At 54.0% G+C, this 20,833-nt stretch carries 19 protein-coding genes and 1 pseudogene; 11 read left to right on the top strand and 9 right to left on the bottom strand.

The window, feature by feature from the left end; all coding sequences use genetic code 11:
- Positions 1–65: 65 nt before the first annotated feature.
- The 3 genes from ACR0AH_RS00625 to ACR0AH_RS00615 all read right to left on the bottom strand — a co-directional run bounded on the left by ACR0AH_RS00625 (position 66) and on the right by ACR0AH_RS00615 (position 2,870).
- Positions 66–752 (bottom strand): IS6 family transposase, encoded by a 687-nt coding sequence (locus ACR0AH_RS00625; RefSeq protein WP_170733448.1) that lies wholly within the window; start codon positions 750–752, stop codon positions 66–68.
- Between the two features lie 248 nt (positions 753–1,000).
- Positions 1,001–1,819, bottom strand: coding sequence for a phytanoyl-CoA dioxygenase family protein (locus tag ACR0AH_RS00620; RefSeq protein WP_480589864.1), 819 nt, complete (start codon positions 1,817–1,819; stop codon positions 1,001–1,003).
- Positions 1,812–2,870, bottom strand: a complete 1,059-nt coding sequence (locus tag ACR0AH_RS00615; protein ID WP_480589861.1) for an L-idonate 5-dehydrogenase — start codon at positions 2,868–2,870, stop codon at positions 1,812–1,814. Before ACR0AH_RS00615 ends, ACR0AH_RS00620 begins: the two co-directional genes overlap by 8 nt.
- Positions 2,871–2,939: 69 nt before the next feature.
- Between ACR0AH_RS00615 and ACR0AH_RS00610 the strand changes: the two genes are divergently transcribed.
- On the top strand, positions 2,940–3,707 hold the full coding sequence (locus ACR0AH_RS00610; RefSeq protein WP_480570454.1) for an SDR family oxidoreductase: 768 nt from the start codon (positions 2,940–2,942) through the stop codon (positions 3,705–3,707).
- Between the two features lie 47 nt (positions 3,708–3,754).
- Here the strand turns inward: ACR0AH_RS00610 and ACR0AH_RS00605 are convergent, their stop codons facing one another.
- The 5 genes from ACR0AH_RS00605 to ACR0AH_RS00585 are packed head-to-tail and all read right to left on the bottom strand — an operon-like array spanning position 3,755 to position 8,689.
- Positions 3,755–4,345, bottom strand: a complete 591-nt coding sequence (locus tag ACR0AH_RS00605) for a LysE family transporter (RefSeq protein ID WP_170403474.1) — start codon at positions 4,343–4,345, stop codon at positions 3,755–3,757.
- Between the two features lie 16 nt (positions 4,346–4,361).
- On the bottom strand, positions 4,362–5,285 hold the full coding sequence (locus ACR0AH_RS00600; RefSeq protein ID WP_170733450.1) for a 2-hydroxyacid dehydrogenase: 924 nt from the start codon (positions 5,283–5,285) through the stop codon (positions 4,362–4,364).
- Complete coding sequence (locus ACR0AH_RS00595) at positions 5,278–6,126, bottom strand: fumarylacetoacetate hydrolase family protein (protein ID WP_480589859.1); 849 nt, start codon at positions 6,124–6,126, stop codon at positions 5,278–5,280. The genes ACR0AH_RS00600 and ACR0AH_RS00595 overlap by 8 nt, the downstream gene beginning before the upstream one ends.
- A gap of 11 nt (positions 6,127–6,137) precedes the next feature.
- On the bottom strand, positions 6,138–7,934 hold the full coding sequence (locus ACR0AH_RS00590; protein WP_480589857.1) for an IlvD/Edd family dehydratase: 1,797 nt from the start codon (positions 7,932–7,934) through the stop codon (positions 6,138–6,140).
- On the bottom strand, positions 7,931–8,689 hold the full coding sequence (locus tag ACR0AH_RS00585) for an SDR family oxidoreductase (protein WP_480589855.1): 759 nt from the start codon (positions 8,687–8,689) through the stop codon (positions 7,931–7,933). Before ACR0AH_RS00585 ends, ACR0AH_RS00590 begins: the two co-directional genes overlap by 4 nt.
- Before the next feature lie 190 nt (positions 8,690–8,879).
- On the opposite strand from ACR0AH_RS00585, the gene ACR0AH_RS00580 reads away from it, so the two are divergent.
- Entirely contained in the window at positions 8,880–9,764 is an 885-nt protein-coding gene (locus ACR0AH_RS00580) for an NAD(P)-dependent oxidoreductase (protein WP_480589852.1), read from the top strand.
- Positions 9,761–10,729, top strand: a complete 969-nt coding sequence (denD, locus tag ACR0AH_RS00575; RefSeq protein WP_480589850.1) for a D-erythronate dehydrogenase — start codon at positions 9,761–9,763, stop codon at positions 10,727–10,729. The genes ACR0AH_RS00580 and denD overlap by 4 nt, the downstream gene beginning before the upstream one ends.
- On the opposite strand, the gene ACR0AH_RS00570 is transcribed toward denD, so the two are convergent.
- Positions 10,726–11,376: a GntR family transcriptional regulator gene (locus ACR0AH_RS00570; RefSeq protein WP_170396177.1), complete on the bottom strand. Its 651-nt coding sequence runs from the start codon at positions 11,374–11,376 to the stop codon at positions 10,726–10,728. The two genes, denD and ACR0AH_RS00570, sit on opposite strands and share 4 nt — an antisense overlap.
- A gap of 197 nt (positions 11,377–11,573) precedes the next feature.
- On the opposite strand from ACR0AH_RS00570, the gene ACR0AH_RS00565 reads away from it, so the two are divergent.
- From ACR0AH_RS00565 to ACR0AH_RS00530, 8 genes and pseudogenes are all read left to right on the top strand, one after another.
- Positions 11,574–12,587: a TRAP transporter substrate-binding protein gene (locus ACR0AH_RS00565; RefSeq protein ID WP_170396175.1), complete on the top strand. Its 1,014-nt coding sequence runs from the start codon at positions 11,574–11,576 to the stop codon at positions 12,585–12,587.
- Between the two features lie 79 nt (positions 12,588–12,666).
- The gene (locus tag ACR0AH_RS00560) at positions 12,667–13,836 is read left to right on the top strand and encodes a mandelate racemase/muconate lactonizing enzyme family protein (protein ID WP_480589848.1); all 1,170 of its coding nucleotides are present in this window, start codon (positions 12,667–12,669) and stop codon (positions 13,834–13,836) included.
- Between the two features lie 16 nt (positions 13,837–13,852).
- Complete coding sequence (locus tag ACR0AH_RS00555; protein WP_255612041.1) at positions 13,853–14,695, top strand: TRAP transporter small permease subunit; 843 nt, start codon at positions 13,853–13,855, stop codon at positions 14,693–14,695.
- Positions 14,695–16,317 carry a TRAP transporter large permease gene (locus ACR0AH_RS00550; RefSeq protein WP_170403499.1) on the top strand — a complete coding sequence of 541 codons (1,623 nt, stop codon included), beginning with the start codon at positions 14,695–14,697 and terminating at the stop codon, positions 16,315–16,317. Before ACR0AH_RS00555 ends, ACR0AH_RS00550 begins: the two co-directional genes overlap by 1 nt.
- A 10-nt stretch (positions 16,318–16,327) precedes the next feature.
- Complete coding sequence (locus ACR0AH_RS00545; protein ID WP_170423968.1) at positions 16,328–17,278, top strand: phytanoyl-CoA dioxygenase family protein; 951 nt, start codon at positions 16,328–16,330, stop codon at positions 17,276–17,278.
- Between the two features lie 24 nt (positions 17,279–17,302).
- Positions 17,303–18,805 (top strand): UxaA family hydrolase, encoded by a 1,503-nt coding sequence (locus ACR0AH_RS00540; protein WP_480589844.1) that lies wholly within the window; start codon positions 17,303–17,305, stop codon positions 18,803–18,805.
- Positions 18,802–19,806 (top strand): Gfo/Idh/MocA family protein, encoded by a 1,005-nt coding sequence (locus ACR0AH_RS00535; RefSeq protein ID WP_170733458.1) that lies wholly within the window; start codon positions 18,802–18,804, stop codon positions 19,804–19,806. The genes ACR0AH_RS00540 and ACR0AH_RS00535 overlap by 4 nt, the downstream gene beginning before the upstream one ends.
- A gap of 106 nt (positions 19,807–19,912) precedes the next feature.
- Positions 19,913–20,833, top strand: a pseudogene (locus ACR0AH_RS00530) (NAD(P)-dependent oxidoreductase); the annotation flags it as partial.

Raw genomic sequence — 20,833 nt, 5'->3', positions numbered from 1 at the left:
AGACGAATTTTAACCAGTCTCAATTTGCCGCGGAAACCGCGAACCTATCCGGAACAAAGTTGACGCTACTCGTCAAGAGCGGCGGTTCGCGTCAGCTTGAAGGAGGCTCGGCTGGTGAGGGATCTTTCCTGATTAAAGTGGTTGTATACGGAGGAATGCTCAGAAGCGAATTTCTTTAAACTTCGAATGCGCCTTAAACCCTGCATCGCGCGCTCGCGTCGTTGATACGGCAGGTGCGAATTCTCGACGCGGTTGTTGAGCCACCTACCCGTCGGTTGTTTTTCGAGCGTGCCCAGCTCTCTGACCGCGACTCTGTATCCGGCGAAGCGATCCGTGACGACGGTTTCCGCTTTACCGCATCGCTTCATCAATTTCTTGAGGAATTTCAATGCTGCAGCTTTGTTTCGACGTTTGATGACAACTGCTTCCAGCACTTCGCCCTCATGATCTACGGCCCGCCAGAGGTAATGTTTCTTGCCATTCACCTTCACGAAAACCTCGTCCACCTGCCACTTCCATTTCGAGAATGCACGCAGTTGTTGCACCCGCTTTTGTCTGATCTCAGAGGCGAAGATCGGACCGAACCTGTTCCATCCATATCGGACAGTTTCGTGACTCACGTCGATGCCTCGCTCGTGCAACAAATCTTCGACATTCCGAAGCAAGAGCGGGAAACGGATGTACAGCATCACGGTCAGGAGGATGATCTCGGGGCTGGTTTTGAAATATTTGAAAGAGGCAGGTCTGGTCATGGGCAAAAGCTATGCAACACCCCTACCCCGCTTAAGCAAAGTTCTTCTGACAAGACCAAACAGAATGCCTTATGAGCTAGCGATGAATAGTCTAATTTCGAGCTTGCCGTAGACGACCTCTTCAGTTTTTTGCCCGATGGAAGAAAAGCTGAGCGACGATGATAACACTTGTAAGTCCACCAGTTTTCGCGCTTCAGGTCGGCTATCGGGGCGAAATAACAATGGTTCTGAACTTGCGAAGGGAACCATTACACTCCGGCGAAGAGTATTTGTTTCTTGCGGTCTGCATCCCTTTGACACAAAACGAAATCGTTCTCATGCAAAAAGCCCTGAGGGGAGGACGCAAGTAAAAAATGCCCAAAATCATCTCGCCCTGCGACAAGCGCAACCAAAGTTTTCACGCCATTCTGCTGTTTCATTGAAGGCTTTATGAAACGCAACGCCGCACCAATGCGTCTATCGTCTGTGTTATTGGGCCCTGATGCGTGAAAGAGATGCCCGTGATGCATGGATGCCTGCCCTGCACGCAATTCGGCAGCAACTGCATCTTTTTCGTTCACATCGACTGCGATTTCCTGCCCGCGTGACAAAAGATTGTTTTCGCTGAAGGTGTCCACGTGAGGCACGATACGGCTTTTGTGGCTGCCAGGAACAAACTTCATACACCCGCTTTGCTCAGACGCTTCTGAAATCGCAACCCAACAGGTAACCTCTTCAGCATCATCCAATCCCCAATAGGTCAAGTCTTGGTGCCACGAGACTATCTTCGATGATCGCGCTTCTTTTACGAAAAGTGCACCGCTCCAAACCATGAGGTCCGGCCCTAACACCGTTGAAGCAGCCTCAATCAGCTTCGGATGGCGAAGTAGTGCATCGAATGATGGTATCAGCCTGTCCGGATAAGAATATAGAAGCTTGAGTTTATCTGGGTCGTCTCTAAGAATGCGCTCAGCTTTCTCAAAATCATCGCGCAGCGTTTGGACCTCAGAAGCTGTCAGGATATCCAGCGGAGCTACGAAACCGTCTCTTTCATAAGTCTTTGCAATATCACGCGTTCGTTTATCCATTGTCATTATCCGGAAAAGTTAACTGCACCTTCATTGATTGGGTTCGATCGGACGCGACCTCGAAAGCAGTGATGGCCTCGCCAACCTCGAAGGAATGCGTCACCAACTGGTCGACGTTTATTAGTCCGCTTCGCATCATCTCGACCGCGACTGAGAACTCGGAATGGAAACGGAAAGACCCGCGAAGCACTATCTCTTTTGCAGTCAACGCCTGCATCGGCACAGTCATATCTCCGCCCAGACCAAGCTGAACCAATTTTCCACCCGGTCGCAAGCATGCGACGCCAGAAGCCAGAGCCGATTGAGCCCCGGAACACTCAAGTTGTACATCAACCTGACCCTTGTCGTTTTCAAACTGCTCCAGTTTTTGCGGATCGGTGTAGGTGTTGATGACATCGTCTGCCCCGCATTCACGCGCCAGAGCGAGGGTCTGGTCCGAGATATCCGTCGCCACTATTCTGGCCGCCCCAGAACGACGCGCCGCCAAGATCGTGAGGCAGCCGATTGGACCGCATCCCGTGATAAGTACCGTTTTACCTAAGAGGCTCCCGGCTTGTTTAATCGCGTGCAAACAGACCGCCAAAGGTTCGGCCATAGCGGCCTGCGCAGGACTTAACCCATCTGCCGGAACGCATTGACTGGCTTTCGCGACGAGTTTGCTTTGAAAAGCGCCTTGGATATGCGGGAACGGCATCGCACTGCCATAGAACTTCATATCAAGACAGTGGTTTTGCTGCCCGTTCAGACAATAAAGGCAGGATTGGCAAGGTCGGGATGGAGATACTGCAACCAGTTGACCTAAATGCAACCCCTGCACACTTGACCCAACTCTCACTATTTCCCCGGCGATTTCGTGTCCAAGCACCATCGGTTGACGCAACTTGATCGCGCCGAAACCACCGTGGTTATAATAATGCAGGTCAGAGCCGCAAATCCCTCCCGCGCGCATGGCAATCAAGACTTCGTCTGGCCCCACGTCGTGCACATCCCGGTTTTCCAACCTCAGATCTTTTGCGGCATGGATAACAACAGCAACACTGGCCGAAGACATTGCACGGACTCCCTATACAGATTGCCAAAAGATACGGATAGTCGGTGCTGACAACCAAGGGATTTTTGCATGACGCTTGAAATGTTTAGCCTAGAGGGAACACGCGCGCTCGTAACAGGCTCTAGCCAAGGCATTGGATTTGCGTTGGCTCGTGGTTTGGCTGCTGCCGGTGCGGAGGTCGTTTTGAACGGTCGCGATGCCACTAAACTAGCGGCAGCAGCATCCGAGCTGAGCGAAACAGGCGCCTCGGTACGCGAACTTTCGTTCGATGCAACCGATCATGAAGGTGTCCGATCTGCTGTGGACGACTTTGAAGAAAAAGTCGGCCCAATAGACATCCTGATAAACAACGCCGGAATGCAACACAGGACGGAGTTACAGGATTTCCCCGCTGATGCCTTCGAGCGCCTGCTACAGACAAATGTAGCGTCCGTCTTTCACGTCGGTCAGGCTGTGGCACGGCACATGATTGAAAGAAAGTCTGGTAAGATCATTAACATTGCGTCGGTTCAATCCGCATTAGCAAGACCGGGTATTGCGCCTTACACGGCGACAAAAGGCGCCGTGACCAATCTTACAAAAGGAATGGCAACTGATTGGGCTAAGTATGGTCTAAACTGCAATGCCATTGCGCCTGGATATTTCGATACACCTTTGAACGCCGCCTTGGTTGCCGACCCAGAGTTTAGCTCATGGCTTGAGAAACGTACCCCGGCCGGTCGCTGGGGCAATGTAGAAGAACTTGTCGGCGCCGCCATTTTCCTTGCTTCCCCTGCATCCAGTTTCGTCAATGGTCATACTCTCTATGTCGATGGTGGAATAACGGCGTCACTTTGATCTGCAGCTTCCAATCGCCTGCTAAGTAAGACCGACTTAGATATCGTTCATAGCGCCGACCCCAAGGCAATCACCACAACCACCATTAATGAAGCGGCCATCGCAATATTGATCCTTTGATGCGATCTCTCGCTTAAATCAAGGCTACCCAGCTTTGCGCCAGCACCCAGCCAGATCATGTGCACTGGAACCCAAATCATATTGAATACTACGATTTTTATGACGACCTCCCAAACGGGCGCATCGGGCAAAAAGGCAAACCCTGAAAACAATGCTGTGCCGACCACGTAAGCCTTGGGATTGATGAACTGAAGTGTCAGACCGTTCGCAAAACCAAGCGGCGAAACCGCAGGAGAAAATCCGACCTTTGAGCCGGCGCTGGCAATACGCCAGGCGAGAAATACCAGATACCCGACAGAGGCGAATAGCAACAAAGTTCTAAGCACCGGTACAGCCAAAGCAACCGCAGCGACTCCAGAGACAACTAACATCATGTTGATGAACCCGCCCAGCATCAGACCAGCCACAAAGGCGAGTCCAGCTCGAAAACCAAATGCTGATCCGATACCCGCAGTTGTTAGAACACCCGGGCCCGGCGTAATCAGCAGAAAGAAAACCGCGACAGCAAACTCAAACACTTTTCAGATTGGCCTATTACAGATCTCTGCATTCCGGCACAGCTGTGATCACCGATCCGTCCTTATGGTGTTGCAGCAGATTGTCGACAGTCAGGTCACCCATTGCTGCACGCGTCTCAAAAGTCGCGCTACCAGCGTGAGGGAGCAGAACGACATTGGACAACTCGCGCAATGCTTTTGGAACGCGCGGTTCGTCCTCGAAGACATCAAGCCCTGCCCACCCGAGCTCACCATTTTGCAATGCAGTAATTAAGGCAGTTTCGTCGACAACCGAACCTCGACTAACGTTTATCAGAGTGCCGCCTGCCCCCAACGCGCGCAACACCTCAGCGTTGACCAGCCTATTGGTCGACGGGCCGCCAGGCGTGATGCATATGAGAACGTTCACATGCTCTGCCATTTCAACCAAATTGTCGAAATATCGGTACGGGACATCCTTTTGATTGCGGGTGTGATATGAGATTTCGGGTGCCCACGGCTCCAACTTATCAACAATCGCCTGACCAATGCGACCAAGACCAAGAATGCCTATTTTTTGATTGTCCGCTGATCGCGTCAAAGGGGCATTACCTTCAACTTCCCATCGCCCGGACCGGACGTAATCATCGTCACGTATGAGCTCTCGATAACATGACAGCAACAGCAGAACGGCGGTGGTTGCGACTTCTTTGTTCAACACATTGGGCGTGTGCGTCACAACAATCCCACGCTCAGCCGCAGCATTAGCGTCGACGGCGTCGTAGCCGACTCCATAGACGCTGATCATCTTCAGATTACTGAGTGAAATCATTAGGTCATGCGGAACGCCATCATGCCCGTTCGTTACGATATGCGTAATACTTTCCGCGTTGAAATCGTCCAATTGATGAATATTGAACACTGAAGACAGGCGTCCTCGCATCCGTTCAGTGATCCCTCCGATTTGCAACAAGTCAGTCATCTTGGCCGACCTTTTGCCGCTGAACACCAAGCCCATCGATACGAAGCTCCATGACGTCGCCATTTTTCAGATAAACTGGTTCCGGTTTGATTCCCATTCCAACACCAGGCGGTGTTCCAGTTGAAATGACGTCACCGGGGTGCAGTGTAAAAAGTTGGCTTAGATGCTCAATGATCTCGGCAACGGAAAAGATCATCGTGGCGGTATTCCCGGTTTGCATGCGCTGACCGTTTACATCCAGAGACATACCAAGACACTGAGGATCCGGCACCTCATCCCGGGTCACTAGCCACGGGCCGGTAGGGCCAAAAGTGTCGCAGGATTTTCCTTTGGTCCATTGACCTGTCAGTTGCGTTTGAAAATGCCTTTCCGACACGTCGTTTACAATGCAATAGCCCGCAGCATATTCGAGTGCGTCGGCCTTGGAAACATATTTGGCTGTCTTACCAATGACGACCCCCAGTTCGCATTCCCAGTCGGTATGTGTAGACCCCCGCGGCATAACAACATCGTCATAAGCACCAATGACAGCCGAGTTCGCCTTGAAAAAAAGTATCGGATGCTCGGGAATATCTGCGCCGGTTTCTGCAGCATGGTCCGAGTAGTTCAAACCGATGCAAAGAAATTTGCCGATGTCACCGACACACGGAGCGATACGAGGGTCACCCTTTACAATTGGCAGGTTGTTCGGATCCAATGACCGCAGGTTATCAAGCGTTCCGTCATCCAACATATCCCCCGTGATATCATTGATATGAGCGGACAGATCCCGCAATTGACCCTCAGAGTCGACCAGGGCTGGCTTTTCCGAGCCCTTGGCTCCGTAACGAACAAGTTTCATTTCTGTTCCTTTTAGTGGTTATCGCGTGGCATGAAGCCTCGCGCGATATCGCGGTAGTTTTCTGCACCCTTGAGCGTCATACCGCGATCCAACCGATCTACTTTTTCGCGGAATAATTCCTGCCACGGGGATTGGTTGGGCGGGGTTGAATAACCACCCTTTGCCTCCAGATCGCGGGCGCGTTGATGCAGTTCTTCGAGCGAAACCAGCATATCTGCTGTGCCTTTGCCAAGATCGATGCGCAGTCGGTCACCATTTCGCACCAAAGCCAATCCACCACCCTCTGCAGCTTCGGGTGAGGCATTCAGGATAGACGGACTTCCTGATGTACCGGATTGCCGTCCATCACCGATGCAAGGAAGGGCTTCGATGCCCTGTTTCAACAAATATGAGGGCGGCCGCATGTTCACGACCTCAGCAGCACCAGGGTATCCTTTTGGTCCCGCTCCGCGCATAATCAGAATACAGTTTGCGTCGATGTTTTCTGCAGGATCATCAATCCGATGGTGAAAGTCCTCAGGCCCATCAAACACAACCGCCCTGCCCTCAAATGCATCCGGATCATCCGGGTTCGACAGGTAGGTCTCTCGAAATGCCTGTGAGATCACAGATGTTTTCATAATCGCACTCTCGAACAGGTTGCCTGAGAGATTGATGAACCCCGCCTGTTGCTTAACCGGGTTACTGACGGGCTTGATTACGTCGCTATTCTGAGACCGGCGTGCCGAGCAATTGTCGCCCATTGTCTTGCCGTTCACCGTTATCGCATCGGGATGCGGGAGCAATCCAGCATGAAGAAGCTCTCCGACAACGGCGGGTACACCTCCGGCCTGTTGGTAATCTTCGCCCAGATACTCACCCGCAGGCTGCATGTTAACCAACAGTGGAACGTCGTGGCCAAGTTTCTGCCAGTCATCGTTGGTCAACGGAACACCAAGATGCCGAGCGATTGCATTCAGGTGGATCGGCGCATTCGTCGATCCACCAATCGCAGAGTTGATAACAATCGCATTCTCAAAAGCCTGACGTGTCATCACATCGCTGGGGCGTAGATCCTCCCAGACCATGTCCACAATGCGTTTACCCGTTTCATAACTGATTTGACCGCGCTCTCTATACGGGGCTGGAATGGCTGCTGATCCGGGCAATTGCATACCCAAGGCCTCAGCAAGCGAATTCATGGTCGTTGCTGTTCCCATCGTATTGCAATAACCCACCGAAGGTGCTGCGGCGGCTGCGATTTCCATGAACTCATCGGTGTCGATTTCGTCAGCCGCAAGGTCTTCGCGCGCTTTCCAAATAACCGTTCCCGATCCGGCGCGCTCACCTTTCCACCAGCCGTTGAGCATGGGACCGACCGACAGGGCGATCGCTGGGATGTTGACGGTCGCAGCGGCCATAAGAAGCGCGGGCGTGGTCTTGTCGCAACCAATGTTCAGAACAACGCCGTCAATCGGATACCCGAATAGACTCTCAACCAAGGACAGATAAGCCAGGTTGCGGTCGAGTGACGCCGTTGGCCGTTTACCTGTCTCTTGTATCGGGTGGACCGGTATTTCGATGCACGTTCCCCCGGCGGCGATGATTCCATCGCGAACACGTTTGGACAATTCGATATGATGCCGATTACAGGGGCTCAAATCACTGCCGGTCTGAGCAATGCCAATGATCGGTTTGCCTGATTGCAGTTCCTCACGGGTCAATCCGTAATTCAGGTATCTTTCCAGATACAATGCAGTCATCTCAAGGTTCTCAGAATTCATGAACCACTTGCGAGATCGCAAATCGTTTTTTGATACTTTTGTCATTGGCCTGACCAACCCCCGTCAATTATGTGCGTGTGTCCTGTGGTGAATGCACTTTCATCGCTCGCCAGATAGACGACCAATGCAGCAATCTCTTCTGCTTTCGCTACACGCCCCATAGGCTGTCGCGCCACAAATTGTGCAAGGGCCTCTTCTCTGCTGCCCAGTTGCTCGCCCAACGCATCTACGCGGTCACGCCAACTGGGACTGTCGACTGTTCCCGGACAAATGCAATTGCACCGGATTCCTTTTGTTATGAAGTCCACGGCTACCGATTTCGTCAGCCCGACAACAGCGGCTTTTGTCGTTCCATATACAAAACGATTTGGCGCACCGATTATGGAACCCAGTGCGGAAGACATATTGATTATCGAGCCTCCTCCGCGCTCTAGCATTCCCGGCAATACAGCCTTTGTCGTGCGCACCATTGAGCGCACATTAAGGTCCATGGCGAAATCCCACTCTTCATCGGTTGCATCCAGAATAGTTCCGTGATGCACGAACCCTGCGCAGTTGAACAAAACGTCCGGCTTCGCTCGCGCGACCCCATTATGAATGCTGTCATTATTCGTCACATCCATCTCGAAAATTTCGAGATTTTCGAGATTCTGACCGCGAATCAAATTTAGTTTTTTGGGGCTAATATCCGTCGCATAGACTTTTGCACCCTCTCTTGCCATTGCAATTGCGCTTGCAAGTCCGATCCCCTGTGCGGCGGCTGTGACCAGGACGCTTTTTCCCTTAAGTCTTTCTGACATATAAATATTCCGACCTCAAAAGTGGCGACTGGACAAGTGTTACGTCGTCCCACAGATCAACCGAGAAGCAAAGAAACCTTGGCGGATTTGCAACGACTTCTGGCATGTGGGCACAGAGCCGTTAGCGTATGACAGAGATTTTGGTTTGGCCATAACCATGCGTGGCGCACCTTCGGAAGGACAGTAGATGATGAGCAAGCAGTTCAAAGTGGCTCTGTTGGGAACCGGCCTGATGGGAGCTCCTATGGCGCGGAATATTTTGTGCGCCGAGTTTCCGCTCACTGTATGGAACCGCAGCTTGAAAAAGGCCAAACCGTTGACAGCAGAAGGCGCGACATTGGTGGAAACTGCCCCGCTGGCGGTTTCGGGTGCAGACGTAATAATAACCATGCTCTCGGATGGATACGCGACCGGCGCGCTACTTGCTGACGAGGCTTTCCGCGAGCAACTCAAACCGGGGATGATCTGGATTGATATGTCGAGCGCCAAACCCGAACACGCAAGAGAGCAATCCGCGCAGCTTTCCTCGATGGGGGTGCTGCATCTGGACGCCCCGGTTTCCGGTGGCACCAAAGGTGCCGAAGCTGGCACCCTTGCGATCATGGTCGGTGGCGATCAGGACGTTATGGAGCGCGTGCGACCGGTTCTGACAGCAATGGGCCGGCCTGTACATGTTGGCCCAAGTGGTTCTGGTCAATTGTGCAAATTGGCCAATCAAACAATTGTCGCTGTAACAATATCGGCAGTCGCCGAGGCGACTCTACTGGCTCAGCAAGGTGGTGCGGACCCCACCGCGTTGAGGGCCGCACTGAAGGGGGGCTTTGCGGATAGTATTATCTTGCAACAACATGGCGAACGCATGTCTGATGGAAATTTCGCACCCGGTGGTTTGTCTAAGTTTCAACTAAAGGATTTGGACAACACGCTGGAGGAAGCACGAAGCCTTAGCGTTGAGCTACCTAGCACCCGATCTGTGCGCGACCGTTTCGAATATCTGATAGACGAAATGGATGGGGCCGAACTGGATCATTCAGCTTTGTATCTAGAACTCAAAAAACGGAACGGAATGCTGTGACGCGGATCCTGATTATAGGCGGCGGAGGAATGCTGGGTCAGAAACTGGCCCATCGCGTGTCGACCCAAGAAACCTTCGGAGCCGATGCCCAAGTCTCACTGTTCGATCTCTCGTTCCCGCCCGACAGTGCGGCAGGTAATCAAATTGTGGGGAACTTTACTGCGTCAGGCATAGCTAAGTCTTTTGCTACGCAGCGGCCAGACGTCATTTTTCATCTTGCAGCTATCGTTTCAGGCCAAGCTGAAACAGACTTTGCGTTGGGTTGGGATGTAAACCTTATGGCAACGTGGGCACTGCTGAACGCACTTAAGGATGAACACGAGGCATCAGGAAACGAGTACACACCTCGTCTGGTTTTTGCCTCGTCCATAGCAGTTTTCGGGTCACCATTCCCTGAAAAGATAAGCGATGAGTTCCTCTCGGCACCTTTGACAAGTTACGGAGCGCAGAAAGCGGCGGCTGAATTGATGATCACGGATTTCAGCAGGAAAGGATATGTCGACGGTATTTCCTTGCGCTTGCCCACTTTGTGTGTGCGCCCGGGCAAAGCCAACGCTGCCGCTTCGTCCTTCTTTTCAGGTATAATCCGAGAGCCATTGAATGGGGATGAGGCTGTCTTGCCAGTTGCCGAAACCGTTCGCCACTGGCACGCCAGCCCCCGCGCCGCTGCGACTTTTTTGACCCACGCAGCAACAATGGACACGCAGCTTTTGAATGATAGACGCGCATTGAACATGCCTGGCGTAAGTTGCACCGTCGCCGAACAAATCGAAGCTCTGCGCAAAGTGGCCGGCCAAGAAGCGGTTGGCCTAATCAGGCAAGAACCCGACGAGACAATCGAACGAATAGTCAAGAATTGGCCGCGAGACTTTCAAACAGATCGCGCTCTGGAGTTGGGGTTCAAGGCGGAATCAAGCTTCGACGAAATCATTCAGGTGTATTTGGAAGACGATTTTCGGCTTTAGTCGCCCATCGTCTTTCCAGTTAGATGGCGTTCCAGATGATCGTGTATTTTCTCTCGTGTTAACTGCTCATCCCCTGACAATGCTGCTTCAAGTATATCGGCATGGTGTCTTATGTTCTGAGAAATGAATTCAAAGTTCCGGTCTGCCACCATCAACTGCTGTCTGAATTGCGCATAAACTCGGCTATGCATTTGTTTTAAAGTTTCCGAGCCACAGGCAGAAATAAGTGTTTGGTGAAATTCCTTTTCCGAGGCAAACCATATCTCGATAAGGCCGCTCGGGTCGTCTGTGGCGTGAATGCGTTTTTCGATATGGCTGAGTTTGTGATGTGCGGCCGTCAATCTTGCTTCCCAATCCACCCCGCCATTACGGATCGACATTGCGGTGCCTTCGGCCTCCAACAGAACACGGACGTGCGTCAATTCGATAAGCTTCTGCGGCGAACGCATTGGCACGCGGAAACCTTTTTGTTCCTGAAAGTCCACCAAACCAACAGCGGCCAAACGAAAAAGGACTTCACGAACGGCGCTCGCAGAACAGCCATACACTTTACGAAGTTCTTCAGCCCGCACCTTCGCTCCATGCTCGAATCCATTAGAGATCAGGCGCATCTTAAGATCTTGATAAATATCTATTTCGTCGTTCATTCCAGTATGCACCTTCAAGTTTTGTCCAAGTAGCGTCCTAACCTTATTTTCGAATTATCGCAAGAATCTCGAAATTTTTAGAAATTTCAATTTTTTCTTGTTGCATTCGATTCGTCGGCTTAACGTTTACCTGCGCGACAGCAAAGGAGGCGGCAAGATCTTCCACACCGCGCACGCTCAACGTCTGGGAGGACAATATGAAAATAGTCAAGACAGCGGCCCTGGCGGCCGTAGCCACGACAATGGCAGCCGGTTTCGCGATGGCTGAAACAACGAAGCTTAGAATTCAAACCCATTTTTCGCCCGAAACTCTGTCAGGCCAGATGGCTGCAAAATTCGTTGAAGACATTCAGGAAATGTCGAACGGCGAAATCGAAGTCGAAATGTTCTATTCCTCTTCGGTGGTCAAATCAGTTGAAACCTTCGATGCCGCAGCTACAGGAATTCTGGATTGCGACATGACGGGCGGCGGCTATCAGACCGGTAAAAACCCGGCCTTCCAGTTTGCGGGCGACCTGCTCGGCGGATATCAGAACCCATATCAGCAAATGGCTTGGCTTCTTCATGGCGGCGGAAGAGAAGCTGTAAATGATCTATACAACGGCTACGACATGGAATTCATCGGATGGTGGATTCCCGGGCCAGAGTCGTTGTCTTCGACCAAGCCGATTGCAAAAGTGGAAGACTTCAAAGATTGGAAGTTCCGCTCGCCTCCAGGCCTTGCTACCAAGGTGTTCGCGGAACTTGGTGCTTCTCCGATCGTGATGGACTTCAACGAAATCTTCACGGCTTTGGAAACCGGTATCATTGATGGTGCGGATGCTGCGAACCTGACGAACAATGTAGGCCTCGGTCTGTACGAGATCGCAGGCCACACAAACTATCCCGGTTTCCACTCGATGCCTGCAGATCACCTAGCTTGTCGCAAAGACGTCTGGGAAGCGATGCCCGCGCATCACAAGAAGATCATGGAAGTCGCAATGGATAGCCTGGCATTGCACAATGCCACAATCAATGAGGTGCAGAACGCTCAGACTGCAAAAGACTTGAAGGCAAAAGGCGTGCAGTTGTACGAATGGTCGCCTGAAGACCTGGCAGCGTATCGCGCGGCCGTTCAGGTCGGTTGGACGGAGTTCGCAACGACACCTGAAGCACAGGCGCTTTTGGAAAGCCACATCAACTTCCTGCGTGACCTGGGCGCAATGCAATAATCAGGCTTCGATCGAACTACGACACACGGAAAGGCCGCGCTTGCGGCCTCTCCGGATCGGCGCCGGGATCCAGAACTTCATGAAAATCACCAGAATAATAAGTCATGTACTGCAGTACGACATGCCGGAAGTTCTGGGCTACTCGCAACAGTATTATGACAAGCGTACAACCCATCTGGTCGAGATTCAGACAGATGAAGGGGTAACCGGTTGGGGGGAGTGCTTTGGTCCCGGAAACGTAGCCATTGCGAACAAATCCATCGTGGAAAATGTAATCCAACCAATGGTCCTTGGCATGGACCCTTTGGACAAAGACGTGATCTGGCACAAGGTGTACAATCTTTTGCGAGACCATGGCCAAAGTGGAATGCCAATACAGGCTTTGTCCGGGATGGACATCGCACTTTGGGACATCTCTGGCAAAATCTCTGGCCTCCCCCTCCATAAGCTTGTCGGCGGGGCTCATCGCGCAAGCGTTCCTTGCTACGGCTACGGCATGATGCTCCGGGATGAACCGATATCTAGTCTTGCAAGCCGTTTTGAGGATGAAGCCGCAAAGATCAAGGCAATGGGATTTACCGCCACCAAAATGAAAACGGGCTTTGGCCCGAAGCCTGATGTGAAACTGTGCGAAGCAGTTCGACGCGGAGTTGGTGACGACTTTCCTTTTATGGTCGATGCAAACCATGCCTATACGACTTCAGACGCGTTCTTTGTCGGTCGGGCGCTGGAAGAACTGGACGCATATTGGTTCGAAGAACCGGTCGCGCCAGAAGACATTGACGGATACCGCGAACTGCGCACTTCGCTTAAAGTAAACATCTCGGGCGGAGAAGCGGTATTCAATCGCTGGGCATGGCGCAATCTTCTTGAAAACCGTGGCATCGATATCGCGCAGCCAGAGGTTTGTGCTTTGGGCGGTGTTTCAGAGTATCTCAGGGTACTGTCTCTATGCCACGCACATTTCACTCCGGTCGTAAATCACGTCTGGGGTAGCGCCATCGCCGTCGCAACTAATCTGCATTTACTAGCGGCCATGCCCGCAATTCCAGGCGGCTTGCATCCATGGGAGCCGATGCTGGAGTTCGACACAACGGACAACAAGTTTCGGGACGATCTGCTGACCGAACCGCTGGAAATTCAAAATCAGGTCAAGGCCAACAACGGCCGAGTCATGATCCCGACTGGCCCCGGATTGGGTGTCGAGCCGGACCGAGACTTTATCGATCACTACAGGATCGAAGGATAAGGACGAGGGTTACGCGATGCACAAGAACTCAGGCGGACTAATTGAATGGCTCATACCGTTGGCCTTCGTCGCAACAGCCAGCTGGCTTGTTTGGCATCTTCCCGCATTCCTATTGGACTGGCTGCCTTACACCTCTGAATCCCTCAAAAGTCAGGTAACTGAAATATATCTTCGCAGCGACGTTACGCCCGAATTGTCTGGCGTATTCGGGGGGTATGTCGACATCATCGACATGGCCGCGCTCGTCCTTCTACCGTTTCTTGCAGTGATTGGTACCAAGACCGTGCGCCCGGCGACGATGGAGTTCGAAGGCTCGACGGTAATGGACCGTTTCGCCCTGTTCATAGGTCGAGTGACGATGATGATGATCGCAATCATGACTGTCGTCATGCTCTACGAAGTCTTCATGCGCTACATACTGGAGAAGCCGACCGAGTGGGCGAACGAAATGACACTCTGGTTCGCCAGTTTTGTGTTCTTGATGTCTGGCTACTACGCCATGCAGCAACGCAGTCACATTCGAATATTCCTGATGTACGACGCAGTTCCACGTTGGCTTCAGCGCGTTTTTGATACGGTTTCGACTATACTGATCGTGCTATTTGCCTTCTTTCTTGTCTACGGCAGCTACAAACAGGTGTTCGTCAACAAGCTCTACAAATGGGAGCTTTATGGCTCTGCCTTCAATCCGCCGATCCCGGCGACGTTGCAGCCGATGGTGCTGATCGTGATTACGCTCGTCGCAATGCAAGCAATTTTGAACCTGGTCGCGGATTGGAACAAAGAACCGGAAATCCACACAGATGAACCGGACGAAGACGAAATTGAAATGATCAAACGGGCGGTGGGTCAAGACTGATGGACATTGGAACAATCTCACTCATCCTGATGGTCGCCCTGATTGTGCTTCTGGCGATCGGGATGCCCTTGGGTCTGGCCTCGGCTTCGCTTGCGGTTCTGGTTCTTGTGCTCAAATTCGAACCGACACTGCTTTTAAACCCGTTTTCATTCGGCGACGGGATTCTCACCGGTCGGCCAGGGACTGGGCCGCTCTATATCCTGGCGCAGAAGATATACGGGCTCTTAACGGACTACGTGCTCATATCCGTGCCATTGTTTATCTTCATGGCGTCGCTGCTAGAGCGGTCCGGGATCGCGCGCGACATGTATTCGTCGCTGAATGTCTGGCTGTCCAGAACACGCGGCGGCATCGCGATCGTGACCTCGATCATGGCGGTGATCATGGCTGCCATGTCCGGCATCATCGGCGGTGAGGTTGTCCTGCTGGGCCTTATCGCCCTGCCCCAGATGCTGCGCCTGGGCTACGATCAGAATCTCGCGATCGGCGTCATCTGCGCCTCAGGGTCTCTGGGCACCATGATCCCTCCTTCGATCGTTCTGATCATCTATGGGCTGATCACCGAAACCTCGATCAAGTCGCTGTTCACCGCGTCTTTCATTCCCGGCTTCATGCTGGCCTCGATGATCATCCTGTACATCATCATCCGCACGCGGTTGAATCCTCATCACGCTCCGCTGCCGGAACCGGACCCAAACGACCCAGAACCGGCCGAAAAACGCAAATTGTTTGGGGCCTTCATGAGCATCGTTGTCGCCGGATTTTCCACCGTTCTGTTTATCCGGGCCGCGTTTTTCGAGCTCTCAGGCTCGAACGCTGCCAGCCAGGGTGAGCCCGCGAGGCTGGGAACGGCTGACTACCTGCCCTGGTTTGCCGGCATCACGATCGTCGCCCTTCTGCTGATTTTCTTCGTCTTTGGCAGACAACGCGCAAAAATCGGTTGGGAAATGGGCAAGGGTCTCGTCGCGCCGCTGGTCGTAATCGGCGTCGTGCTCGGTTCGATCTATGGCGGGATCACAGGGATCACTGAGGCTGCAGGCATGGGCGCCTTCGCCGTTCTGATCATCGCCATCCTGCGGGGCGAAGGATCGTTCGAGCTGGTTTGGGACAGCTTGATGCGGACGTTAAAATCCACAGGCACCATCATCTGGGTTACGATCGGGGCCGCCGCGCTGGCGGGTGCCTACACCATTGCTGGCGGGCCCCAATACGTGGCCGACCTGATCGTCGGCCAGGAGCTGCCGACCATGTTGGTCATTCTGGTAATGATGCTAATCTTGCTGTTCATGGGCGCATTCATGGATTGGGTCGGCATCGTACTGTTGATCATTCCGGTCTTTCTCCCGATCGTCCTGCGCCTTCCTATCGAGGAAATCGGAGTCTTTGGCCAGTTGGAGCCGAGTCATGTCGCCATCTGGTTCGGCGTCGTGTTCTGTATGAACATGCAGGTCAGCTTCCTCTCGCCCCCTTTCGGCCCGGCCGCGTTCTACCTGAAGTCGGTGGCCCCGCCACATATTAGCCTGACGGATATCTTCCGCGGCTTCCTGCCATTCATCGGGATCCAGTTGCTGGCGCTTTCCGTTCTTCTGATTTGGCCGGGCATCATCGCGCTGCTGTTGTGAGGTTGCACCCATGCTGACACAGGATCAGATTGGCAAGTTCCAGACCGATGGATACCTCGTGGTTGAGGATGTAATTCCCCGCGATGTCCTGGGTCGGGTGCAAGCGGAATACTCGGATGTCCTGAACCGGCTCTATGACTGTTGGTACAAAAAAGGACTGGTCAAGGATGAGCCGTCCGGAATGACCTTCTGGGACAAACTTCTGTCCGCCTATCAGGCCGGATGCGACTATTTCCAGCCGCTGGACATCTCGCTGCCCGGCGATCGGATCATGGCGGACACACCGTTCCATATTGGGCCCGCAGTGTTCGACTTGCTGACGGCCCGTCCCATGCTTGACATCGTCGAGCAGCTGATCGGGCCAGAGTTGGTGAGCAATCCAATCCAGCACGTTCGGCTGAAGCCACCTGCCCTGAAGCTGTCCAAGGACGAGGTGCGCGCGCACATCACCGCAACGGACTGGCATCAGGACCGAGCGGTTGCGCTGGAGGATGCTGATCAGACCGACATGGTCACGGTTTGGATTGCCGTCAACGATGCAACGGTTGAAAACGGCTGCCTGCAAGTGCTGCCAATGGCACAAGACCAATCTATCCTGCCACATTGTGCCCGGACGCAGACAGGCATTGCCGACGGGTTCATTGATGAAGGCCGCGCCGTGCCCCTTCCTGTCAAGGCCGGCGGGATCATCCTGTTTCACCCTTTGACGCCACACGCTTCGCTGATCAATAAAACGGACCGGTTCCGCTGGTCGTTCGACATCCGCTTTAGCGCGGCAGGCCAGCCGACCGGTCGAGATCATTTCCCCAGCTTCATCGCGAGGTCCAGATCGCGCCCCGAAACCGAGCTGCGAGATTGGCGCGTCTGCAAGTCCAATTGGGAGGCGGCGCGAGCAAGACTGTCTGGCAAGCCGCATATAGATATTCACCGGTGGACATCGGACTCACCGTTCTGCGCCTAGCTGCTGCCGCCAAGAAAGCTGATTATGACTTTTGTACGTTTAGATCGAACGGATAGCGTGGTGGTTGCAAGTCGGCACCTGGAGGCCGGCAGTATGGTCGAGGATGTCACGACCAATGCGCGCATACCCCCGGGGCACAAGGTCGCCACGCGGAATCTTGCACTCGGCGATCCGGTCAGAAAGTACGCCCAGATCATCGGTTACGCCACCCAACCGATCGAACCCGGCGACCATGTGCACACCCACAATGTCGAGTTCCGCAACACCAGCGTGAACTACGAGTTTGCGACGGATCACAGACCCACGAAACCTGCCACCTCGGTCGATACATTCATGGGCTACCACCGGGACAGCGGTCGGGTCGGCACGCGCAATTACATCGCGGTTCTGACCACAGTGAACTGTTCGGCGACCGCGGCCCGCATGATCGCCAATCACTTCACGCCGGACAAGCTGGCCAAGTTTCCGAACATCGACGGCGTGGTGGCCTTTGTCCATGGAACAGGCTGCGGAATGGCCGATTCCGGCGACGGTTTCGAAGCCCTTCAACGGGTCATGTGGGGGTTTGCAAAACACCCCAACCACGCTGCCGTTCTGATGGTCGGTCTGGGCTGCGAGATGAACCAGATCGACTGGCTGCTGGACGCGTATGGGCTGAAGCAAAGTCCCACCTTCCAAACGATGAACATCCAGAACGTCGCCGGATTGCGTCGGACCGTGGAAATGGGCATCAACAAGATCAACCAGATGCTTCCCATTGCCAATGAGGCGAGGCGCAGCGAAGCCCCGGCGTCCGAACTGATGGTTGCGCTGCAATGCGGTGGCTCGGACGCTTGGTCCGGCGTGACCGCGAACCCGGCGCTCGGACATGCCTGCGACCTGTTGGTTGCGCAAGGCGGCACAGGTGTCCTTGCGGAAACACCCGAAATTTACGGAGCCGAACACCTTTTGACCCGCCGCGCCCTTAGTCGCACAACTGGGGAAAAACTGATCGGACTGATCGATTGGTGGCAGGACTATACCGTTCGCAATCACGGTTCGATGGACAACAACCCAAGCCCCGGCAACAAGCAAGGGGGTCTGACGACCATCCTAGAGAAGTCGCTGGGGGCAGCGGCGAAGGGCGGCACCACCCCTTTGACCGGTGTATTCAAATACGCCGAACCGATCACCGCCAAAGGCTTCACCTTCATGGACAGCCCCGGATATGACCCGGCCTCTGTGACCGGGCAGATCGCGGCTGGGTGCAACCTTGTGTGCTTCACCACGGGACGCGGCTCTGCATTTGGGTCCAAACCGGCACCCACGCTGAAAATCGCTACCAACTCTGAATTGGCAGCACGCATGCCCGAAGACATGGACGTGGATGCGGGCGACATTCTGACCAAAGGCGCCAGCGTCGAGGAAAAAGGACAGGAAATATACCGACGGCTGCTCCAAGTCGCCTCCGGCGCGCGGACCAAGTCCGAGGCGCAGGGCTTGGGTGACTACGAATTTGTTCCCTGGCAAATCGGAGCGGTGATGTGAAACGGATCCTTGTAGCCGGCGGCGGATTAATCGGTATCCGCCACGTCCGCGCCGTGATTGAGCATCCCGGCTGCATGTTGGTCGGGTTGGCCGATCCAGATGGCTCGATCCAGATCGACGCGCCGCGTTTTGCCAGTATGGACGAGGTGCAGGACCCGGTAGATGGCGTCATCATCGCCACTCCGACCCGCCTGCATGCCGAACATGGCATTCTGGCCGCATCCCGCGGTTGGCACATGCTGATCGAAAAGCCGGTTGCCGCGTCGGTCGATGATGCACTGCGCCTGAAGACGGCCGTTCGCCAGGCCAATGTCCGCAGCCTTGTAGGCCACCATCGGCGGTATCATACAATCTTGCAACACCTGAAGGAGGTGATCGCGCAAGGTACGATCGGACAAGTCATCAATGTCTCGTTGCTGTGGGCCATGCGCAAACCCGACAGCTATTTTGAACAGAACTGGCGGACTTCCGATGGCAGCCCAGTCATGATCAATCTGGTGCATGATATCGATGTCCTGCGCTTTGTGATAGGAGAAATCTCAGATGTCGTCGCCCTGCCCGGAGCGCCCATCCGCGGATCGGATAGGATAGAAAGCGGGGCTGTCGCGATCGCATTCGAAAACGGCGCGACGGGCACTATCAGCTTTGCCGATACCGCACCCAGCCCCTGGGGGTTTGAGGCCGGAACCGGCGAAAACCCGAACATCGGCACGACCCATCAGGACATGATCTGGATCACGGGAACCAGTGGCGCTGTGAGTTTTCCCTCCATGACCCTGTGGCGCGGACAGGATTGGGGCACTGCGGCCCAAAAAGACCAACTTACACGACCGGAACAACAACGCGCACCGCTAGAGGTGCAGCTGGATCACTTCCTTGACGTGATCGATGGCGCTCCCCCACTGATTGACGTCGAGGATGCAGCCCGAACGCTCGAGGTCACATCACGGATTGAACAGGGGCTAAAGGCGCGAACGACTCGAGCGCGGGCGCCGGCCTGATGGACATGCGGCCCGGCCAAATGCCGGACCACCCAAAAACCAATGATTATCCACCGGGCAATATGAGCATTAAAAAAGCAAAGCCGCCCGCACCAAACACAAGAATAAAAACCAGACACATTCACGGAAAGGGAAACCAATGAGCAAACCATCAATCGGGTTTATCGGCTTGGGACTAATGGGCGGAGCCATGGTGAGCCGACTGTTGGACCAAGGATACTCGGTCACGGTATTGGGAAACCGCGACCGCACGTACCTGGACGCCGCGATTGACCGAGGCGCCCGCGAGATGCGAAACGCCCAAGAACTGGCTCAGGCCAGCGACATCGTGATGCTGTGCATGGGCACCTCCGAACAGGTCGAGAGCCGAATGCACGGTGCAGATGGAGTGATTGCGGGATTGAAATCCGGCGCGATCGTCGTTGACTTTGGCACCTCGCTCCCAGGCAGCACACGCGCCTTGGCCGAGGAGGTTGTCGCAGCCGGCGGAAGCTATCTTGATGCACCGCTTGGCCGGACACCTTCACACGCGCTAGAAGGCAAGCTCAACATTATGACGTCTGGCGACAAGGCTGCCTTTGACAAGGCCGAGCCGACACTGAAAGATTTGGGCGAAAACGTTTTTTACCTTGGCCCCGTTGGGTCCGGACACACGATCAAGCTGATCAACAACTTCTTCGGAATGACCGTTGCGAACGCGATGGCCGAAGCCTTTGCCATGGCTGACATCACCGGTGTTGACCGCAAGCAGCTGTATGATGTGATGGCCGCAGGGCCGCTGCATTCCGGAATGATGGATTTCGTCAAAGCCTATGGCGTTGAGAGCGACCCAAATCAGCTGGCCTTTGCCATCAAGAACGCGGCAAAAGACCTCGGATATTATGACCGAATGGCGCGCGAGGCGGGCGTTGCCAGCGTGATGTCGCAGGGCGCGCTTTCGGCGCTGAATGACGCCCGCGACCACGGTCAGGCGGATGACATGGTAAGCCAGATGGTTGACTACTACGTCAAACGTTTCAACACCTGA

The sequence above is a fragment of the Ruegeria sp. AM5 genome, from assembly GCF_056540645.1.
Note: the sequence above shows the minus strand (reverse complement) of the source record. Positions and strands in the feature narration are given on the sequence as shown.